The sequence below is a fragment of the Polaromonas sp. P1_F6 genome, from assembly GCF_056405695.1.
The window spans coordinates 741,423-757,449 of the sequence record NZ_JBFUBQ010000003.1 but is presented as its reverse complement, the minus strand read 5'-3'; the positions used below and the strand labels follow the sequence as shown (position 1 = coordinate 757,449).

General features: G+C 58.1%; 15 protein-coding genes. 8 read left to right on the top strand and 7 right to left on the bottom strand.

The window, feature by feature from the left end; translation table 11 throughout:
- Positions 1–4 precede the first annotated feature (4 nt).
- The 3 genes from AC1DY9_RS13185 to AC1DY9_RS13175 all read right to left on the bottom strand — a co-directional run bounded on the left by AC1DY9_RS13185 (position 5) and on the right by AC1DY9_RS13175 (position 3,830).
- Positions 5–1,618, bottom strand: coding sequence for a B12-binding domain-containing radical SAM protein (locus AC1DY9_RS13185; protein ID WP_477666731.1), 1,614 nt, complete (start codon positions 1,616–1,618; stop codon positions 5–7).
- Positions 1,608–2,771, bottom strand: a complete 1,164-nt coding sequence (locus tag AC1DY9_RS13180) for a MupA/Atu3671 family FMN-dependent luciferase-like monooxygenase (protein ID WP_477666730.1) — start codon at positions 2,769–2,771, stop codon at positions 1,608–1,610. The genes AC1DY9_RS13185 and AC1DY9_RS13180 overlap by 11 nt, the downstream gene beginning before the upstream one ends.
- A gap of 771 nt (positions 2,772–3,542) precedes the next feature.
- On the bottom strand, positions 3,543–3,830 hold the full coding sequence (locus AC1DY9_RS13175) for a hypothetical protein (RefSeq protein WP_477666729.1): 288 nt from the start codon (positions 3,828–3,830) through the stop codon (positions 3,543–3,545).
- On the opposite strand from AC1DY9_RS13175, the gene AC1DY9_RS13170 reads away from it, so the two are divergent.
- Positions 3,814–5,061, top strand: coding sequence for a methyltransferase (locus AC1DY9_RS13170; RefSeq protein WP_477666728.1), 1,248 nt, complete (start codon positions 3,814–3,816; stop codon positions 5,059–5,061). The genes AC1DY9_RS13175 and AC1DY9_RS13170 overlap by 17 nt on opposite strands.
- A 331-nt stretch (positions 5,062–5,392) precedes the next feature.
- Here the strand turns inward: AC1DY9_RS13170 and AC1DY9_RS13165 are convergent, their stop codons facing one another.
- Complete coding sequence (locus AC1DY9_RS13165; protein ID WP_477666727.1) at positions 5,393–6,007, bottom strand: HAD family hydrolase; 615 nt, start codon at positions 6,005–6,007, stop codon at positions 5,393–5,395.
- A 242-nt stretch (positions 6,008–6,249) separates the two neighbouring features.
- Positions 6,250–7,035 carry a uroporphyrinogen-III C-methyltransferase gene (gene cobA / locus AC1DY9_RS13160; protein ID WP_477666726.1) on the bottom strand — a complete coding sequence of 262 codons (786 nt, stop codon included), beginning with the start codon at positions 7,033–7,035 and terminating at the stop codon, positions 6,250–6,252.
- A gap of 252 nt (positions 7,036–7,287) precedes the next feature.
- On the opposite strand from cobA, the gene cobG reads away from it, so the two are divergent.
- From cobG to cobJ, 4 genes are read left to right on the top strand one after another with little or no spacing between them, the layout of a single operon-like run.
- On the top strand, positions 7,288–8,487 hold the full coding sequence (cobG, locus tag AC1DY9_RS13155; protein ID WP_477666725.1) for a precorrin-3B synthase: 1,200 nt from the start codon (positions 7,288–7,290) through the stop codon (positions 8,485–8,487).
- Positions 8,471–9,103: a precorrin-8X methylmutase gene (locus AC1DY9_RS13150; RefSeq protein ID WP_477666724.1), complete on the top strand. Its 633-nt coding sequence runs from the start codon at positions 8,471–8,473 to the stop codon at positions 9,101–9,103. Before cobG ends, AC1DY9_RS13150 begins: the two co-directional genes overlap by 17 nt.
- Positions 9,103–9,834 (top strand): precorrin-2 C(20)-methyltransferase, encoded by a 732-nt coding sequence (locus tag AC1DY9_RS13145; RefSeq protein WP_477666723.1) that lies wholly within the window; start codon positions 9,103–9,105, stop codon positions 9,832–9,834. Before AC1DY9_RS13150 ends, AC1DY9_RS13145 begins: the two co-directional genes overlap by 1 nt.
- Entirely contained in the window at positions 9,831–10,565 is a 735-nt protein-coding gene (gene cobJ, locus AC1DY9_RS13140) for a precorrin-3B C(17)-methyltransferase (RefSeq protein WP_477666722.1), read from the top strand. The genes AC1DY9_RS13145 and cobJ overlap by 4 nt, the downstream gene beginning before the upstream one ends.
- Here cobJ and AC1DY9_RS13135 read toward each other — a convergent pair.
- Positions 10,541–11,290, bottom strand: a complete 750-nt coding sequence (locus AC1DY9_RS13135; protein ID WP_477666721.1) for a cobalt-precorrin-6A reductase — start codon at positions 11,288–11,290, stop codon at positions 10,541–10,543. The genes cobJ and AC1DY9_RS13135 overlap by 25 nt on opposite strands.
- Here AC1DY9_RS13135 and cbiE point away from each other — a divergent pair.
- From cbiE to cobF, 3 genes are all read left to right on the top strand, one after another.
- The gene (cbiE, locus tag AC1DY9_RS13130) at positions 11,289–12,470 is read left to right on the top strand and encodes a precorrin-6y C5,15-methyltransferase (decarboxylating) subunit CbiE (protein ID WP_477666720.1); all 1,182 of its coding nucleotides are present in this window, start codon (positions 11,289–11,291) and stop codon (positions 12,468–12,470) included. The genes AC1DY9_RS13135 and cbiE overlap by 2 nt on opposite strands.
- A 352-nt stretch (positions 12,471–12,822) precedes the next feature.
- Complete coding sequence (gene cobM / locus AC1DY9_RS13125) at positions 12,823–13,611, top strand: precorrin-4 C(11)-methyltransferase (RefSeq protein ID WP_477666719.1); 789 nt, start codon at positions 12,823–12,825, stop codon at positions 13,609–13,611.
- Positions 13,608–14,363 (top strand): precorrin-6A synthase (deacetylating), encoded by a 756-nt coding sequence (gene cobF / locus AC1DY9_RS13120; protein ID WP_477666718.1) that lies wholly within the window; start codon positions 13,608–13,610, stop codon positions 14,361–14,363. Before cobM ends, cobF begins: the two co-directional genes overlap by 4 nt.
- A gap of 47 nt (positions 14,364–14,410) precedes the next feature.
- On the opposite strand, the gene AC1DY9_RS13115 is transcribed toward cobF, so the two are convergent.
- On the bottom strand, positions 14,411–15,991 hold the full coding sequence (locus AC1DY9_RS13115; RefSeq protein WP_477666775.1) for a cobyric acid synthase: 1,581 nt from the start codon (positions 15,989–15,991) through the stop codon (positions 14,411–14,413).
- Positions 15,992–16,027 lie beyond the last annotated feature (36 nt).

Genomic DNA, 16,027 nt, shown 5'->3' with positions numbered 1-16,027 from the left:
AATATCAAGTCGTACCGACGCCGTGGCGCGACCGATGCCCGAGACGTGACCATCGCTCATCAGCATTGCGCCACGCCGACATTGAATAGGGATTGGGAATGCCGTTGGTTTCCATTTCCGACACGAAGCGCGCGAGACGGTCAAATCGCTCACCGGACGAAATTCCATCGTTGATCACCCGAAAATCGATGCCCAAAATTGCGGTCAACTCGTCACTGAATCGACGCTGCGATCCGGACTCGCTCTCGAATTTTCCCGAACCTGCCAATCCAGTGCTGTGATACTGGAACAACCATGCGTCAGCTTCATAGATGTGGTCTCGATGTTCCCGAATAAAGGTAAGCGTGTCTTCAAACTCGATGGCAGTCTCGCTCGGATACCCTACGATCCACAGTGTGCTGGTGCGCACGCCACCTTCGGCGAGTGCGAGCAAGGCGCGACTCATAGTTTCTGTCGTGGTCATCTTCACCATGGCGTTTAATATGCGCTGGTTGCCAGACTCCATGCCGAGGCGAGCCCGGAACAGCCCCGCATCGTGCCACTTCGCTGTGCGCTTCGGGTCGACGCATGATTTATCGGCACGGAGGTACGCATCAAAGCGCAACTGCTGGCCGCTTTCGAGAAGAGTCGTGGAGATGCCTTCAATCACGGGGTTGGCGAGTGAATCACACAGATAAAAAGACTTGTTCCCGTAGCGGTCAGCGAGACGCAGCATCTGATACGCGGTGGCAGCAGCCTCGCGCCGACGGAATCCTTCCCAGAAAATGGTCTCAGCACAGAATGAGCACGCATACGGGCATCCCCGCGAAGATGCCACCGACAACTGAAGGTAGCGAGTAGGGTCGAGGTCTCCATAGTCCGGATCCGGCAGGGCGTCCATCTCGAGCGCGGAACTCTTTTGCATAGCAATCGCGTTCGGCGGAGATTGTCCGATCACACCCGGAGCCAGATCTGGCTCATTGAGGATCCGTAGAAATGCGCGCTCGCCCTCTCCCACCACATAGTAGTCAATGAAATCATTAGCAGCGCGGAACGCCTCCATTTGACTCTTGTCCGTCGTCAGGCCCATCACTGGGCCAGCGCCTCCAACGACGATCCTGGCGGTTGGGCGCAGAGCCTTTGCTCTGCGGAGTAGGAACAGCGTCGCTGGCCATGTCGAATTCAGCAGAGTGCAGCCGATGACCTCTGGTTGAATCGTCTCCAGTAGACGTTCCAGGATTGCAGCAACGCGGTTGAACAACAATCCGAACAGCGCATCGAATTTGGCGATATCGATGCGCGCGGCGATTGACTCCAGCGGCTTGCCCTCCACGTTGAAGATTTCCGCTATCAGCTCACGGTAGTCCCGCCGCGCCCGCGCATGCAGATACACCATCTGATGCATGGCCAAAATGTCGGTACCATTTCGCTCGATGTTCCATCGGCACCACTCTGGCAACTGCCGCTTAACTTCCTCGAAGTACAGTTGCTGGATTGCAAAGACCTCGGGAACAGTGTTGAAGTCGAACAGTGCGACGTCATGCCCTGCCCTTCCCGCATAGGCACGCAGAGAGGACGCTGCAAGCGGAACGCAGATGGGATCCCAGAAGTGAGGCACGAGCAACAAACTACGGCCCATGTGCTCCCTCGCTGGCAGCCAGTCCGTCCCGTACTCGGAGGAGTTCTCCGATTCCCGCGAGGACGTCGCTAGCCGGTAAACCGAAATCGACTAGACATGCGATTTCGTCTACACCGCAACGGCGCATTCTGCGGCACACCTTCTCGGCCTCCATCGGAGTGCCGATCATTGAGCGTGACGCAATATAGCGGTCTGCCATACACTGCAGGATCACTCGATGATCGGCAGCGCTGATTTGTCCAAGACTATTCACAATGTCTGAGCAGAGTTCCATGGAAGAACGACCGCCGCCTAAGTGAGCACTCAGGTACGCGGCCAGAGGTTCCCGCGCCATCTGCGTGGCGCGCCCAGGGATCGCATCGATATATGTATGCAGCATTAGAGTCGTGCGGGGAGGTGCGCTGCCCAAATGGAGCGAGCGGTAACGCGAGATAGCACTGGCAAGCTCATCCTCGCGAAGCTCCATCAGTCCACATAGCACGTTTGCGCCGAGCTTGGCCGCGTGCTCGAAACCACCGGCACGCACAACCGTGAGCCACACGGGTAGCTCGGGCTGCAGCGGGCGGGGATGTGGAGACACGTCGACTAGGTTTCCGACGCCATTGAGGCGGCGAATTGTCGCCCCAGACCACAGAGACCGGATCGTCCCAATTCGGTCGGCGATTCGGTCGCGCCGATCTGCGTATGCGTCCGGCTGAAGCACGAAGTCATCCGGATTCCAACCGGTAGCGAATGAAATGCCAACGCGTCCGCCAGACAGATTGTCGACGACCCCCCATTCCTCGACCAAGCGCAGCGGATCATGTAGCAGTGCAGCGACGCTGCCCGCACGAATGCCAATTCGTCGCGTCGTGGCCGCAATCGCTGCCCCTAGGACCGACGGGTTGGGAAACAAGGAGCCGAAGTTACTAAAGTGTCGCTCGGGAATCCAAACTGCATGCATGCCCTCTTGATCAGCCAGTTCGACGCAGCGCATTAACAGCTCGTATCGACGAGGAGCATCGGCTAGTTCAACACTGGAAAAAAAGAATAAGCTCAAATCAACCGTTGGGGCGGTTTGACAAGCGCGCGGAGAATATTCGGAAACACTGTCTTCATGACGTGAGAGCGCTTCTGGCGTCCAAGCCGACGCATCAGAGCCTAATTTACGCATAACAGGGTTTCATTCAGCATAATGCGGCAAACGAACAACTCTGCTCAGAAAAAAACGTGAATAACTTGCGATGACGGCGCGTGGTCGATGACCAACTTTGCTTGTGAAGCTTGGTAAAACATCATCACGAAGCCAGCCATGACCGCCTTCTCACTACCGCGAGGATTCACGGCCTGCGGACGCATGAAGAAATGAACATGCAGTCGCCATGATCCCAATATACTGCAGTTTTTTATCAAGCGATAGAGCCATCTGATGCTCTAGATATAGAGCCATCTGATGCTCTAGATCGGTAATGCAAACGATCTACACAAGGTAGAAACAACAGTTCAATGCATCGCCAAGTATTCAGGTCGGTGTCTTGGGCTTCGTCCACGATGCTGAGTGGATGGCACTCTGCGATGAGGCGTCGCACATGCCCACTTCATTGAAGCAACACGGTAGCGTTCGGGGTGAAAAGTTGAAGGGGATCCGACTCTCTTCGCGAAACCGCCGCTCATGTTCGGCCAGCCACGCGCGCCAATCAAGGTTGTCGAGTTTGCGATTCTTCTTTTTGATACGTTTCGTATAGCGCCTGCTCATTGGCTGGTAGGGGATGCGCAAGCGCCACTTTCTGGTAGATGGTCCTGGCGTCCCGTTGTCGCTCGTTCTGACCGGAGTCAACGCGCACGACGAGACGCAGGCTGAGGCTACGCTGACTAATATCATTGCCAGCGCCTCTCCATGCATCTGTGCGCTAATGCTGGCTACAGAGGGAAGACGCCATGAGGATCATCCTGTCCATCTCGCATGTAGTTGGTCGAAAAGCGAGCTCCTGCGCTGACGCGGAATTCCCAAAGCCAAGGCGCACCGATGGGTGGCGGAAGCTTGCCATGGGCGCTCAACCGATTCCGCAAGCTGTTGGTGCGCTACGAAAAGCTCGAACACACCTTCATAGCGTTGAACCATCTGGCCGCTACTACTATTGCCCTGCGCAAGATCAGGTGGCCAATCAATATTATTTTTATTTGCGGATAAATTCCAAATAACATCATGTACTGAATTGATTGGAATCATCATTCCTTCTTCAAAGATTCTTACGAGTCAAGGGCAATATTTCCACTTAATGCCCTACCAATCAGATAGCAGTCAGTTTGAAAGAGAGGGCGGAATGTTCTGGACTTTTTTTTCACATATGGGGGCGGCCATAGCCCCATTTTTCTTGATTTGGATTGTCCGCAAGATCCGGGCAAGATTAATGAGCCGAGCTTTTTACAGGAATTTCTGGAATCGCCAAGGGCTAGAAGGACTTAAGAAGATTGATTTACTAGAGAAGGGAGGCATGCCTGAACAAATAAATGCGGTGGAAGACGTATTTGCATCGGAGGCAGCACGGCAAGCAGCTTCTTTTTGTATAGAACATGGGGTCTTTAATTTTCTCGACAATAACCCAGGGGCATCGGCGGAAAGTATTTCATCGAAATTTGGTTTTTCATTGCGGCATGTTTTTGCGGGCGTCGAGGTGTTACTTGCTGCGGGGTTTATTGAGCGGCAAGGAAGTGGCTATGCAGTTTCGCGTGCATGCCGTGTATATTTTTTCAAAGATAGCCCGATGTTTGATTGGACACTCCCGCCTCCAAAGATTTCCAAACGACAACTAAAAGTCTTGCGACGCGGCGTTAGCTTTGGGGCGGTCACCAAGTGGGTCGCCGGAAAAGCCACTCCAGGGTGGGCCCCAGGTATGCATAGGATTTCCTTTCCACTTGGTTTTGCACTGCATGAGACTTTTGATCTTGCGCACACAAATAAGGTGATGGATGTTGCTGGGGGTGTAGGCTCTGTATGTATCGCACTAGCTCTTCGAAGCCAACAGACTCAATATGTCGTTCTTGAATTGCCAGGATCAATCAAATTTGCCGAAAAAATGATCGCAAAGTTTGGTTTTTCTGAACGCATCAAGTGCATTGGCGCAGACATGTTTAAAGACAAGTGGCCCATCGAGTTTGACGTCGTAATTTTTACCAATATTTTTCATGATTGGGACGATGAGAAGTGTAGGATTCTTGCAAAGAATGCGTATGGCTCCCTTCGTCCTGGTGGAAATGTTATTCTGCAAGAGGCGCTATTAAGAGATGAAGGCACTGGCCCCCTTTGGACGGCGCATTTTTCTCTAACAATGGCCATGATCATGCAAGGCAAGCAGTTTCGTGGGAAAGAGCTGGTAGCGATGCTCAGTGAGGCAGGATTTAAGAATATTCATATTCGCCCATTACTTGGATACTATTCCGCGGTAATTGGGGAGAAGCCATAGGGCGTGCCGTAATAGACAGTCAGCGCCGGAGGTAACTGAGCAAAAAAAGCGCTGACCTGCGTACACTTCACTTGCTTTTTGAAGGCGAAGCAACGTGCTCGTCCACGCCATACACCTGAAATGTTCTTACCCAAATCAAGACCTACACGAACGGTTGTAATAGCCTACTCCTAGAAATGTTGAAGACCTTACAGTTTGGCCCAGCACCACCTCCTTAGTAAGAAAAGGAGAGGCTCCATCCGGTTACTCCAAACTCGGGTCAGACTTCAGCGGAATTCAACATCCCAGCGCAACTGTTCGAGCGAGCATAGGAGATCTGCAGCTGCCCCTCTCACGGCAGACATAGGACGTTCTGTAGGTACCGTAAGCGAGAGTCCGGAAGGATCGAATCCGACCATTCCCAAAACGCCTCCCACGAAGCGATGCGCGGGAGGGCTGAGTTATGGTCATATATGCTGCCGACAGGACAAAACTGAAGTAGCAATGCCTCGGGTAACAACTCCTTGAGTTGCATTAGCGGCAGGGGATCATCTTCCATGTACACCACCAAGCGTCCTCCAGACGCATGCTGGATAAACTTTGCCTTTTCAGGAGTGTCTACAAAGTACAGTTCCCGGTATCGAAATCCATGCAGGGCCAAATTATCGAGACGTTTCACACGATGCGAGACCGGGAAACCCGTGATAAGCCGCACCTCGTATTGCTCCGAAAAGGCGTTGAACGCAGCGGGATTCACCAGCGAGGGGAGTGCAGACGCATCCGTTGATTGCAGAAAACCCTCCCAGACCTGCATCCAGTCCGGTTCATCAGCATTTCTACGGTGCCTGTTTGTGTACGTGGAAAACGGGGACGAAAGATCCAGCAGCACACCGTCGATGTCGAAGAAGAAAATCGGTGGCGCGGCTTCAGCCGCCTTTCGTAGGATGTGAGAATGAGCCATCGTCATCGCAGGTAAACAGATAACAAGCACACGATCAGATTTACGCTGTTTATCTTATCCCAAGGACACTCTGAAGAATTCAAATCAGACGTGCTGCTGACTTGGTATTTTTCACATGAGCTAATGGTTTTCAATTCATGCTTTTTGAGGCCCACTTCTCAAGCTATTGGTGAATTGCGCTGAAGTCTGACCCGAGTTTGGAGTGAGCCCCTCGGACTGGACCACGGGGTTCTCGGACGGAGGGGGCTTCAATCAGCATTGAATTCCGGGCTTAGTTGTACGGTCTCGCCAATAATCAGCAGGCCAGGCTGAGGGCCATAGGCTGGGGCGCACACCACGAGATTACGCAAGCTAGTGGCAATGACGATTTGGGTAGCTCGAGTGCCGTCGATCACGATGGCAGCGGGTGTTTCGGATGACAGCCCATGGGCCATGAGCTGCTGGGCAATATACCCCAACCGCTGTACCCCCATGTAAAACACCCGGGTCTGGCCTGGGACGGCCAGCGCGGCCCAGTCGTGCGACGCATTGTCATCGGCAAGGTGGCCCGGCAAGAACACGCAGCTGCCGGCCAAGTCACGGTGCGTCAGAGGTATGCCAGCGGCCGCCGAGCAGCCGCTGGCTGCCGTTACTCCTGGCACCACCTCAAACGCTATGCCCGCAGCCTGTAAGGCCTGCACCTCCTCCCCACCACGACCAAACACATAGGGGTCACCGCCTTTAAGCCGCACCACGCGTTTGCCCAGCCGCGCTTGCTTCACCAGCAAGGAGTGGATGCCTTCCTGTGACATCGCATGATTGCCCGCGGCCTTGCCCACATACACGCGCTGGGCGACTATGGGAATCAGATCTAGGACCTCGTCGCTGATTAACCGATCGTGCACTACTACCTCGGCGCGCTGCAGACGATCAAGGGCGCGCAAGGTCATCAGATCGACAGGGCCGGGGCCAGCACCCACGATATGAACAAATCCAGGGGTCATCAGAACGTGAGGTTCATGCATGAAAACACTTTGCCTCAATTGAGCATTCAAGGAGTGATCCCCGGTGCGCACTGAGCATTGATGAGTACGAAAGTTGGCCTAGAGTTAACTTTGGTAGTAACCGGCATAACAGAAATTCATCGGTATCGGCAACTGCCAAGCATACCGCCGCCTCGGCGAGTCGCGAGAGATTATCGTGAGATACTGGAAAAGTATTTTCACAGGGTCTCCTATCTTTGGTGCACATAGCCAACTACAGAAAGATGGCGCGAGAAAATCATTGAACCCATTCAGCAGCCTAGTATGCGAAGCGTTGCCAACGCCACCGTAATGACGCCCTCCCCGCGCCTTACACACATCCAAGGGTGGTGCCCCGGCGCGCTGCGTCCGATGCTTTCGGGTGACGGGCTGGTGGTGCGGATTCGGCCCTACGCCGGGCGACTTGCATCGGCGCAAATCGCGGGGATTGCAGAACTGTCGTACCAATACGGCAACGGCGTGATCGACCTCACCAGTCGCGCCAACTTGCAGCTACGAGGAGTAACTCAGGCTGCACATTCTGCGTTGGTTGAGAGGCTGCGCCATCTCGACCTGATTGACGCCACTCCGGAAATCGAGGCGCGGCGCAACATCGTTGTCACGCCCTTTTGGAATATTGATGACGGCACACTCTCACTGGCCACGGCCCTCGCCGAAGCCCTAGCTGCACCTGGCGCGCCTGCACTTCCGGGTAAGTTCGGGTTTGCGGTGGACTGCGGCGAACAACCCTTTCTGCGCTCGACTTCAGCCGATATCCGCATTGAGCGCGGACACCATGGGTGCATCGTGCGGGCTGAGGGCTTTTCGACTGGCGCCATGGTGACTTCCACGGAGGCTGTGCCCGCCGCGATGGAGTTGGCCCGCTGGTTTTTGGACAGCGGTGGCGGAACATCGGGGCGGAAGCGAATGGCTGCACTCGTACCCAGCCATCCGCTGCCCGCGCGCTTTCAAGCCGCGGCAATTTTTCCCACTTCGACCACCAAGCCACAGCCCGGCCCATGTGCCATCGGCTGGCTGGTAGGTGCCGAATTTGGCCAGTTGCAGGCAGAAACATTTGCCGAGCTGTCTATGTTGGGTGCGGTACGGACAACACCTTGGCAGATGCTGATGATCGAGGGCGTCGCCTGCGCACCCAAAGTCGCCGGACTCATCACCGAAGCTAACGATCCACGCTTGCGCGTCGTCGCCTGTACCGGCGCGCCTGGCTGTCTGCAGTCCGCCGCCGCCACACGCCCCTTGGCCCGCACGCTGGCTTCGCATGTGCCCGCAGGTAGCCTGCTGCATGTGTCCGGCTGCACCAAAGGCTGTGCCCATCCCAAAGCCGCCCTCACGCTGGTGGCCACGGCGGCGGGGTTCGACCTCATAGGCCACGGCACAGCATCGTCCCCACCCGAACTACGTGCTTTGCCACCTGAAACAATTGCGTCCCATTTGATCCGGATACTCCATGCGCCACCCATTTGAAACCGATGGCACCGCTATCTACCGCCAGTCCTTTGCCATCATTCGGGCCGAGGCAGATTTGACCCGCTTCACCGCCCTCGAAGAAGTTACCGTAGTCCGTATGATCCACGCCGCCGGCATGGTGGGCCTGGAAGCTCATATCCGGTTCACCCCCGGTATGGCCGAAGCGGCACGCGCCGCACTGGAGGATGGTGCACCCATTCTGTGCGATACGCGCATGGTCAGCGAAGGCATCACCCGTGCCCGCTTGCCCGCTGCCAACGAAGTCATTTGCACATTGAATGACCCCTCAGCGCGGGATCTGGCGCACACCATGGCCACTACTCGCAGCGCGGCTGCGCTGGAGCTGTGGCGGCCTCACTTAGCCGGGGCCATCGTTGCCATTGGCAATGCGCCCACAGCCCTCTTCCATTTATTAAATATGTTGCAAAACCGCGCTTGCCCGCGCCCTGCGGCCATCATTGGTTGCCCGGTGGGCTTCGTCGGTGCCGCTGAATCCAAATCAGCCTTGATGGCCACGCCGCCCGCGCCTTCACTCATCGTGCAAGGCCGACTGGGTGGTTCAGCTATCACCGTCGCCGCCGTGAATGCATTAGCCAGCCGGAGCGAAATCTGATGGGCCGGATTCTATGCGCCGGGCTAGGCCCCGGGGACCCCGATTTGATTAGCGTGCGCGCGGACCGTGCCATCCGCCTCGCCAAGCATGTAGCCTATTTCCGTAAACGGGGTCGCGCCGGGCAGGCCCGGCGCATTGTCGAAGGAATGCTGGCGCCTAGCGTAACTGAATACGCGATGGAATACCCAGTAACAACCGAGTTGCCCTTCGACAGCCCCGAATACATTGCCTGCTTAGCCACGTTCTATGATGACTGGGCTTCCCGCCTGGCGACACTGGCTCTGACCGAAGATGTGCTGGTGCTATGTGAAGGTGATCCGTTCTTCTATGGCTCGTTCATGCATTTGTATACGCGACTGCAAGGAAGGGCCGAGGTACAGGTGATACCAGGCATTCCGGGTATGGTTGGCTGCTGGTCGGTCACCCGCACGCCCATTACATGGGGTGACGATGTACTAGTAGTTTTGATGGGCACACTGCCCGAGGCCGAATTGCAGCGCCATATGCAATCCGCCGATGCGCTGGTCATCATGAAAACCGGCCGCAACCTGCCCCGCGTACGCCGCGCACTCACTGCCGCCGGTCGACTCGATGCCGCTTGGCTGGTTGAACGCGGCACTATGCCTGGGGAGCGCGTAGTACCACTGGCGCAAGTGGATGGCACCGATTGCCCCTACTTCGCCATCGTGCTAGTGCATGGGCAGGGCCGCCGCCCAGAGGCACTGGAATGAGTGGCTGGCTATGCATTGCAGGCCTAGGGCCTGGCGACCCTGAATTGGTCACGCCAGAGGTATTACAAGCCTTGACCGCAGCAAGCGACGTAGTTGGATATATCCCCTACGTGGCACGCATCACACCTCGCGAGGGGTTGACACTGCATCCCTCCGGCAACCGGGTCGAAATGGACCGCGCTCGTGCGGCTCTCACCATGGCGGCCGAGGGGCGCCGAGTCGTTGTGGTTTCTTCAGGCGATCCGGGGGTGTTTGCCATGGCTTCCGCTGTGTTCGAAGCATTGGAAAGCATGCCCGCGTGGTACGGCCTGGATATTCGCGTGCTGCCCGGCATTACCGCCATGCTGGCAGCCGCGGCAAAGACGGGTGCGCCACTGGGCCACGATTTCTGTGTGATCAATCTGAGCGATAACCTGAAGCCCGTGAGCCTGATCGAGGCCCGTGTGCGGGCCGCCGCCGAGGCGGATTTTGCGATGGCGTTTTACAATCCCCGCTCCGCCAGTCGCCCCGATACCTTTGGGCGCGTCCTGGTCTTGCTGCGGCAAATTTGCGGCGCCGAGCGGCTAATTACTTTTGCCCGGGCCGTATCCACACCCCAGGAACAGATCCATACCGTGGCACTGGCTGAGGCCACTCCCGACATGGCCGATATGCGCACCGTAGTGCTGGTCGGAAATGCTGCCACGCGTCGCGTCGGTCGCTTTGTCTATGCGCCGAGGTCAACAGAATGAGCGCGTATCCAATCCATCACCTCGGCCACCGACGCCACCGTAGTACGGGCAGAGATAATAGGCCGATCGATCAAAATTACCGGCAAGCCCAAAGTACGGGCGGCCACCAGTTTGGCCGCGGCGCCATTGCCTCCGGCATTCTTGGCCACAACATGAGTGATGCCATGTACCCGCATCAAGGCGTGGTCTCCCTCGACCGTGAACGGCCCACGCGCGCATATCACCTCCGCCTGCGGCAGAGGCAGATCAGTCACAGCATCGACCAGACGCACCAGATAATAATGCTGTGGGCGATCTGCAAAGGACGCCAGATTTTGCCGCCCGATCGCCAGAAACACTCTTGCAGGGGTCTCGGGCAAAATTGCAACCGCCGCATCGATATCAGACACGCGGTGCCACAGGTCACCTACCTGAGGCAGCCAAGCCGGGCGCTCCAAAGCGAGCAGTGCAATGCCCGTCGCGGCGCAAGCGGAAATCGCGTTTTGGCTCATCTGCGCCGCAAACGGATGGGTCGCGTCGACCACATGGGTGATACATTGATCGCGCAGCCACGCTTCCAAGCCCGCCACACCACCAAAGCCTCCAACCCGTGTCGGCAAGGGTTGGACAATAGGGGCTTCGGTCCGGCCGGCATACGAAAACACCGCATCCATTCCGGCCATGGCCAGCATGTGGGCCAACTGACTAGCCTCCGTCGTTCCACCCAACAAAAGAATGCGTGACATGGCTGATCCTTGGCTTTCCATTATCGGTCTAGGCGAAGACGGCCTGGCGGGGCTTTCCGGCGCAAGCCGTGCAGCCCTGGATACCGCTGACGTGGTTTTCGGGGGGCCGCGCCACCTGGCACTGGCTCAGGTGGATGCGCGCGGAAAGGAATGGCCGCAGCCCTTCGACGTGGCGCCAGTTCTGGCACTGCGTGGGCGGCGCGTGGCCGTGTTGGCCTCGGCTGATCCATTCTGGTTTGGCGCGGGCGCCAACCTTTCCACTCGTCTGGCGCGTGAGGAGTGGGTGGCATATACAGCGCCCTCCACCTTCGCGCTGGCTGCTGCGCGTCTGGGCTGGCGACTGGAAGAAGTCGCTTGTCACGGCCTGCACGCCACCCCGTTCGCGAAAGTCCGCCTTAGCCTGCATCGTGCGGCGCGGATGATCTGCCTGCTGCGTGACGGCCCCGCCGTTGGTGAATTCGCCCGCTGGCTGGACAAAGAAGGTTTTGGCGCTTCGGCCATCTGGGTACTGGAGTCCTTGGGTGGTCCGCGCGAGTGCGTGCGCTGCACCACCGCTGCAGGTTTCGATCTGCTGGATGTCGCTGCCCCTGTGGCCGTCGCCATCGAGGTGGCCGGGGGGACAGGTTTGCCTCGCAGCCCTGGCCTGCCGGATTCGGCTTTTGCCCATGACGGGCAGATCACCAAATCCCCGCTGCGCGCCCTGACGCTGGCGGCCTTGGCTCCGCGCCCGGGTGAACACCTGTGGGACATTGGCGCCGGGTCGGGCTCGGTCTCGGTGGAGTGGTGCTTGGCTGGCGGGTGCGCCACCGCCATCGAACAACAGGCCGGGCGCGCAGCCAATATCCGTACCAATGTGCAAAGCTTCGGCCTTCCCGCTGCGTTGACGGTTGTCGAAGGCATGGCACCGCAGGCGCTGGCCGATCTGGCCGCTCCGCAAGCAATCTTTGTTGGCGGGGGGTTTAACCTGGCAATGTTCACGGCTCTGCAATCCCTGGCTCCTTCTACCTGTCGGTTGGTGGTCAATGCGGTCACGCTGGAAACCGAATCCGCGCTGGCCCTGCTGCAGTTGCAATACGGTGGTGACATGCTACGGATCGAGCTGTCCCACGCCGCCCCTCTCGGGTTAATGCGAGGCTGGGTGCCAGCGCGTCCCGTGGTGCAGTGGAGCATAACGCTGTGAGGATAGCGGGGAATTTCGCGCATTGGCAGGATATGCCACTGCGGCGCGAAGCATTACAGTTGGCCTGCGGTACCGTCGGCATCACTGCACTGGCGCTAGCCGAAGACAAAACCCGTATCCCACACCTATTCGCCGGGCCGTCGAACTAGGGCCATACTTGATCGAAATGCCGTTTATCACACTCAGCAGCCAAGTCGCAACGCGCGGTGCCTATGACTCGAAGCGCAACGGTGTACACGGCCTAGCGGACGCTGCCCCACTGACTATAGTGGGGCCAGGGTGCGCTTGGTCACATTTCGTGCGGTGAACACAAGAAAATGGCGGCAAAAGCGATCTCGAAAAATATCACGCTATGACAATCCACTTTATTGGCTCGGGGCCCGGCGCCCCAGATCTTCTGACGCTGCGCGGCCGCGACCTGATTGCCGGCTGTCCTGTCTGCCTGTATGCGGGCTCGCTGGTACCCGAAGGCGTGCTGGAGCACTGCCCACCGGGCGTACGTCTGATAAACACCGCGTCCATGTCTCTGGATGAGATCATTGACGAAATCACCGACGCTCATGCGTTGGGGCAGGATGTGGCAAGGCTGCATTCTGGCGATTTATCGGTGTGGTCAGCCATGGGCGAACAACTTCGCCGCCTGCGCGCCGCAGGCATCCCTTATACCGTCACGCCGGGCGTACCCTCCTTTGCAGCAGCAGCAGCAGCCTTGGGCGCGGAACTAACTTTACCAGGCCTATCGCAATCCGTAGTGCTCACGCGCACTTCGGGTCGAGCCTCCGCCATGCCCGACACGGAATCGCTTGCCAACTTCGCAGCCACCGGCGCGGTGCTCGCCATCCATTTGTCAGTCCACGTGCTGGCGCGTGTAGTGGCCGAACTGACGCCGCACTATGGGAGTGACTGCCAAGTCGCCGTGGTCTGGCGGGCCAGTTGGCCCGACGAACGCGTGGTACGTGCCACCCTCGCCACTATAGAAGCTGCCGTGGACGATGGCATGGAGCGCACCGCGCTGATCCTAGTGGGCAACACGCTGGGAGCCGAAGATTTCGAGACCAGCCGGTTGTATGCAGGGGACTACGACCGCCGCTATCGACCCCTCGGCACTCATCCCCGCTTTCCAGAACCCGGCACATCGTGATCCACCTTACCCTAATCGGTATCGGCACTGGCAACCCCGATCACCTGACTCGCCAGGGCATTGCCGCACTAAACGCGGCCGATGTGATCCTGATCCCGCACAAGGGTGAGAACAAGGCCGACTTGGCCGATCTGCGCCAGTCCATTTGCACCGCCGTGGTGAGCAACCCCACCACCCATATCGTCTACTTCGACATGCCCCTTCGCGACACTGGTGATGTTAACTATGTAGACGCCGTGAACTGCTGGCACGATTCCATTACAGGCATCTGGTACGACTGCATCACCACCCATCTACCCCGAGGAGGCAACCTGGCCCTACTTGTGTGGGGCGACCCCTCGCTGTATGACAGCACGTTGCGCATTGCCAAGCGGCTGAAGCTGCGACTGGACTTACGCGTATCGGTGGTGCCTGGCATCACCGCCGTACAAGCGTTGACCGCCGCCCACGCCATCCCACTCAACGAGATCAATGCCCCTGTCACCATCACTACCGGTCGACGGTTACGCGAAGAAGGCTGGCCCGTCGGCGTAAGCACCATAGCGGTCATGCTGGATGGCGACTGTACATTTCGGCAGATAGACTCCAATGGTGTCACCATCTGGTGGGGCGCCTATCTGGGCATGCCGGAGCAAATGCTTGTGAGTGGCCTGCTGGACCAAGTGTCTGACCAAATCCTGCAACAACGCCAAGTCGCGCGGGCGGCGCACGGGTGGATCATGGATACCTATTTACTGCGTCGGGCGACCTAAGCACTCACATTAGCGCCATGCCAGGGTCGTGCCAACGAGGGTATTCGTCACGAGTGCTGGAAAGACACTGTGGGATGAGGAGACAACAGTGCGGTAAGAACGCCAGGTGCGAAATGACTGTCAATGAAATTGGCCAAGCCGTCGAACACGCTGTCAAGCGTCGGGACGTTAGACCCGAACAAGGCACGGAGTACAGTGGGGTTCTCGAACAGGCCGTGCAGATAACAGCCGAGCACATTCCCAGCTGCATTTTGCCAAGCCAAGCCAGGTACCACCTCGCGCGCGATATTACCTTTGGAGGCCTCGGTGAGATGCTGCGTCGTCTGGCCATGGTGGATTTCGTACCCAACTATGGCTGTGCCCGAGAGCGCCGACCAGATACCGGTGAGTTCACTAAAACATGCCTGTACGCTGCACACGGTCTTGTCCGTATCGAAGGCCGTCCTCAAAGGCAACAGGCCCAATCCGCGTGCATTGCCTGAGCCCGTAGACTCTATCCCGTGGGTATCGATCAATACCTCTCCCAGCATTTGCAGGCCGCCACAGATGCCCAGCACCGCCCCACCTTGCGTTGCATGCACGGCCACCACTCGGTCCAGCCCCTGCACACGCAGCCAGGCCAGATCGGCCGCCGTGGCCTTGGAGCCCGGCAGCACAATCCAGTCAACCCCAGCGCAATCGGCCGGCGTGCGCGCCCAGATCAGGCGCACGCCGGGCACGTTCTTGAGCGGCTGAAATTCGTCGAGATTGCTGATGCAGGGATAGGCGATAACAGCAATAGTCTTGCTCACCACGCCGGTGACGCGAGTCTTGTCGTCAAAAACGCCATCTTCTTCCGGCAAGCCGTGCTGCTGCCACATGGGCAGCGTGGCGACCACCGGCACACCGGTCATGTCCAGCAGCCGCTGCGGCGCCGGCGCGAGCAGCAACGCATCGCCCGAGAACTTGTTAAGAACAAAGCCCTTGATCAACCCGCTATCATCCTCGGGCAGAAGCGCCCAGGTACCGTAGAGATGCGCAAAGGCGCCGCCGCGGTCTATATCGCTCACCAGCAGGCAACGCGCCTGAGCGTGGCGGGCTATCCGCATGTTAACGATATCGCTGGCGCGCAAATTTATCTCGGCCGGCGAGCCACCACCTTCGATCACTACTAAGTCGTTTTCGGCGCGCAACGCGTCCAGCGCGGCCGTGACGTGCGGCCACATCTTCTCGCCGCGATCTCGCCAAGGCATGTCGCTGAGTTCCCGGTTGACCTCACCCATCAACACCACTTGGCTGCGAAAGTCGGGCTCAGGCTTGACCAATACTGGGTTCATCCGCACATCAGGCTTGGCTTTCGCCGCTAGCGCCTGAAAGTACTGGGCGCTGCCGATTTCCCCCCCGCGATCTGCAACCCTGTAGCCCAGGCCACGATTAGCCGCTAGGCCACCCAAAGGTGCAACACTAGCCCCTTCCGCGAGGTGCAACAGCCCGTGTGAGCAGTGAAGCGCGGGGGCAACCACCCTCGCGTTGTTGCTAACGTTCTGGGCCTTGAAGGGAACGACCTTCAAACCTTGTTGTGCGTAATACCGGCACAGTGCCGTCGTTATCCAGCTCTTGCCAGCTCCACTGGTAGTACCGAGCACCATCACACACATCGCGGTCACGGCGCAACCCCCCTGCGC

Coding starts and splice junctions, on each gene's coding strand:
- AC1DY9_RS13185 (WP_477666731.1), bottom strand. CDS start 1,618: ATGGGCCGTAGTTTGTTGCTCGTGCCTCACTTCTGGGATCCCATCTGC.
- AC1DY9_RS13180 (WP_477666730.1), bottom strand. CDS start 2,771: ATGCGTAAATTAGGCTCTGATGCGTCGGCTTGGACGCCAGAAGCGCTC.
- AC1DY9_RS13175 (WP_477666729.1), bottom strand. CDS start 3,830: ATGATGATTCCAATCAATTCAGTACATGATGTTATTTGGAATTTATCC.
- AC1DY9_RS13165 (WP_477666727.1), bottom strand. CDS start 6,007: ATGACGATGGCTCATTCTCACATCCTACGAAAGGCGGCTGAAGCCGCG.
- cobG (WP_477666725.1), top strand. CDS start 7,288: ATGCGAAGCGTTGCCAACGCCACCGTAATGACGCCCTCCCCGCGCCTT.
- AC1DY9_RS13150 (WP_477666724.1), top strand. CDS start 8,471: ATGCGCCACCCATTTGAAACCGATGGCACCGCTATCTACCGCCAGTCC.
- AC1DY9_RS13145 (WP_477666723.1), top strand. CDS start 9,103: ATGGGCCGGATTCTATGCGCCGGGCTAGGCCCCGGGGACCCCGATTTG.
- cobJ (WP_477666722.1), top strand. CDS start 9,831: ATGAGTGGCTGGCTATGCATTGCAGGCCTAGGGCCTGGCGACCCTGAA.
- cbiE (WP_477666720.1), top strand. CDS start 11,289: ATGGCTGATCCTTGGCTTTCCATTATCGGTCTAGGCGAAGACGGCCTG.
- AC1DY9_RS13135 (WP_477666721.1), bottom strand. CDS start 11,290: ATGTCACGCATTCTTTTGTTGGGTGGAACGACGGAGGCTAGTCAGTTG.
- cobM (WP_477666719.1), top strand. CDS start 12,823: ATGACAATCCACTTTATTGGCTCGGGGCCCGGCGCCCCAGATCTTCTG.
- AC1DY9_RS13115 (WP_477666775.1), bottom strand. CDS start 15,991: ATGGTGCTCGGTACTACCAGTGGAGCTGGCAAGAGCTGGATAACGACG.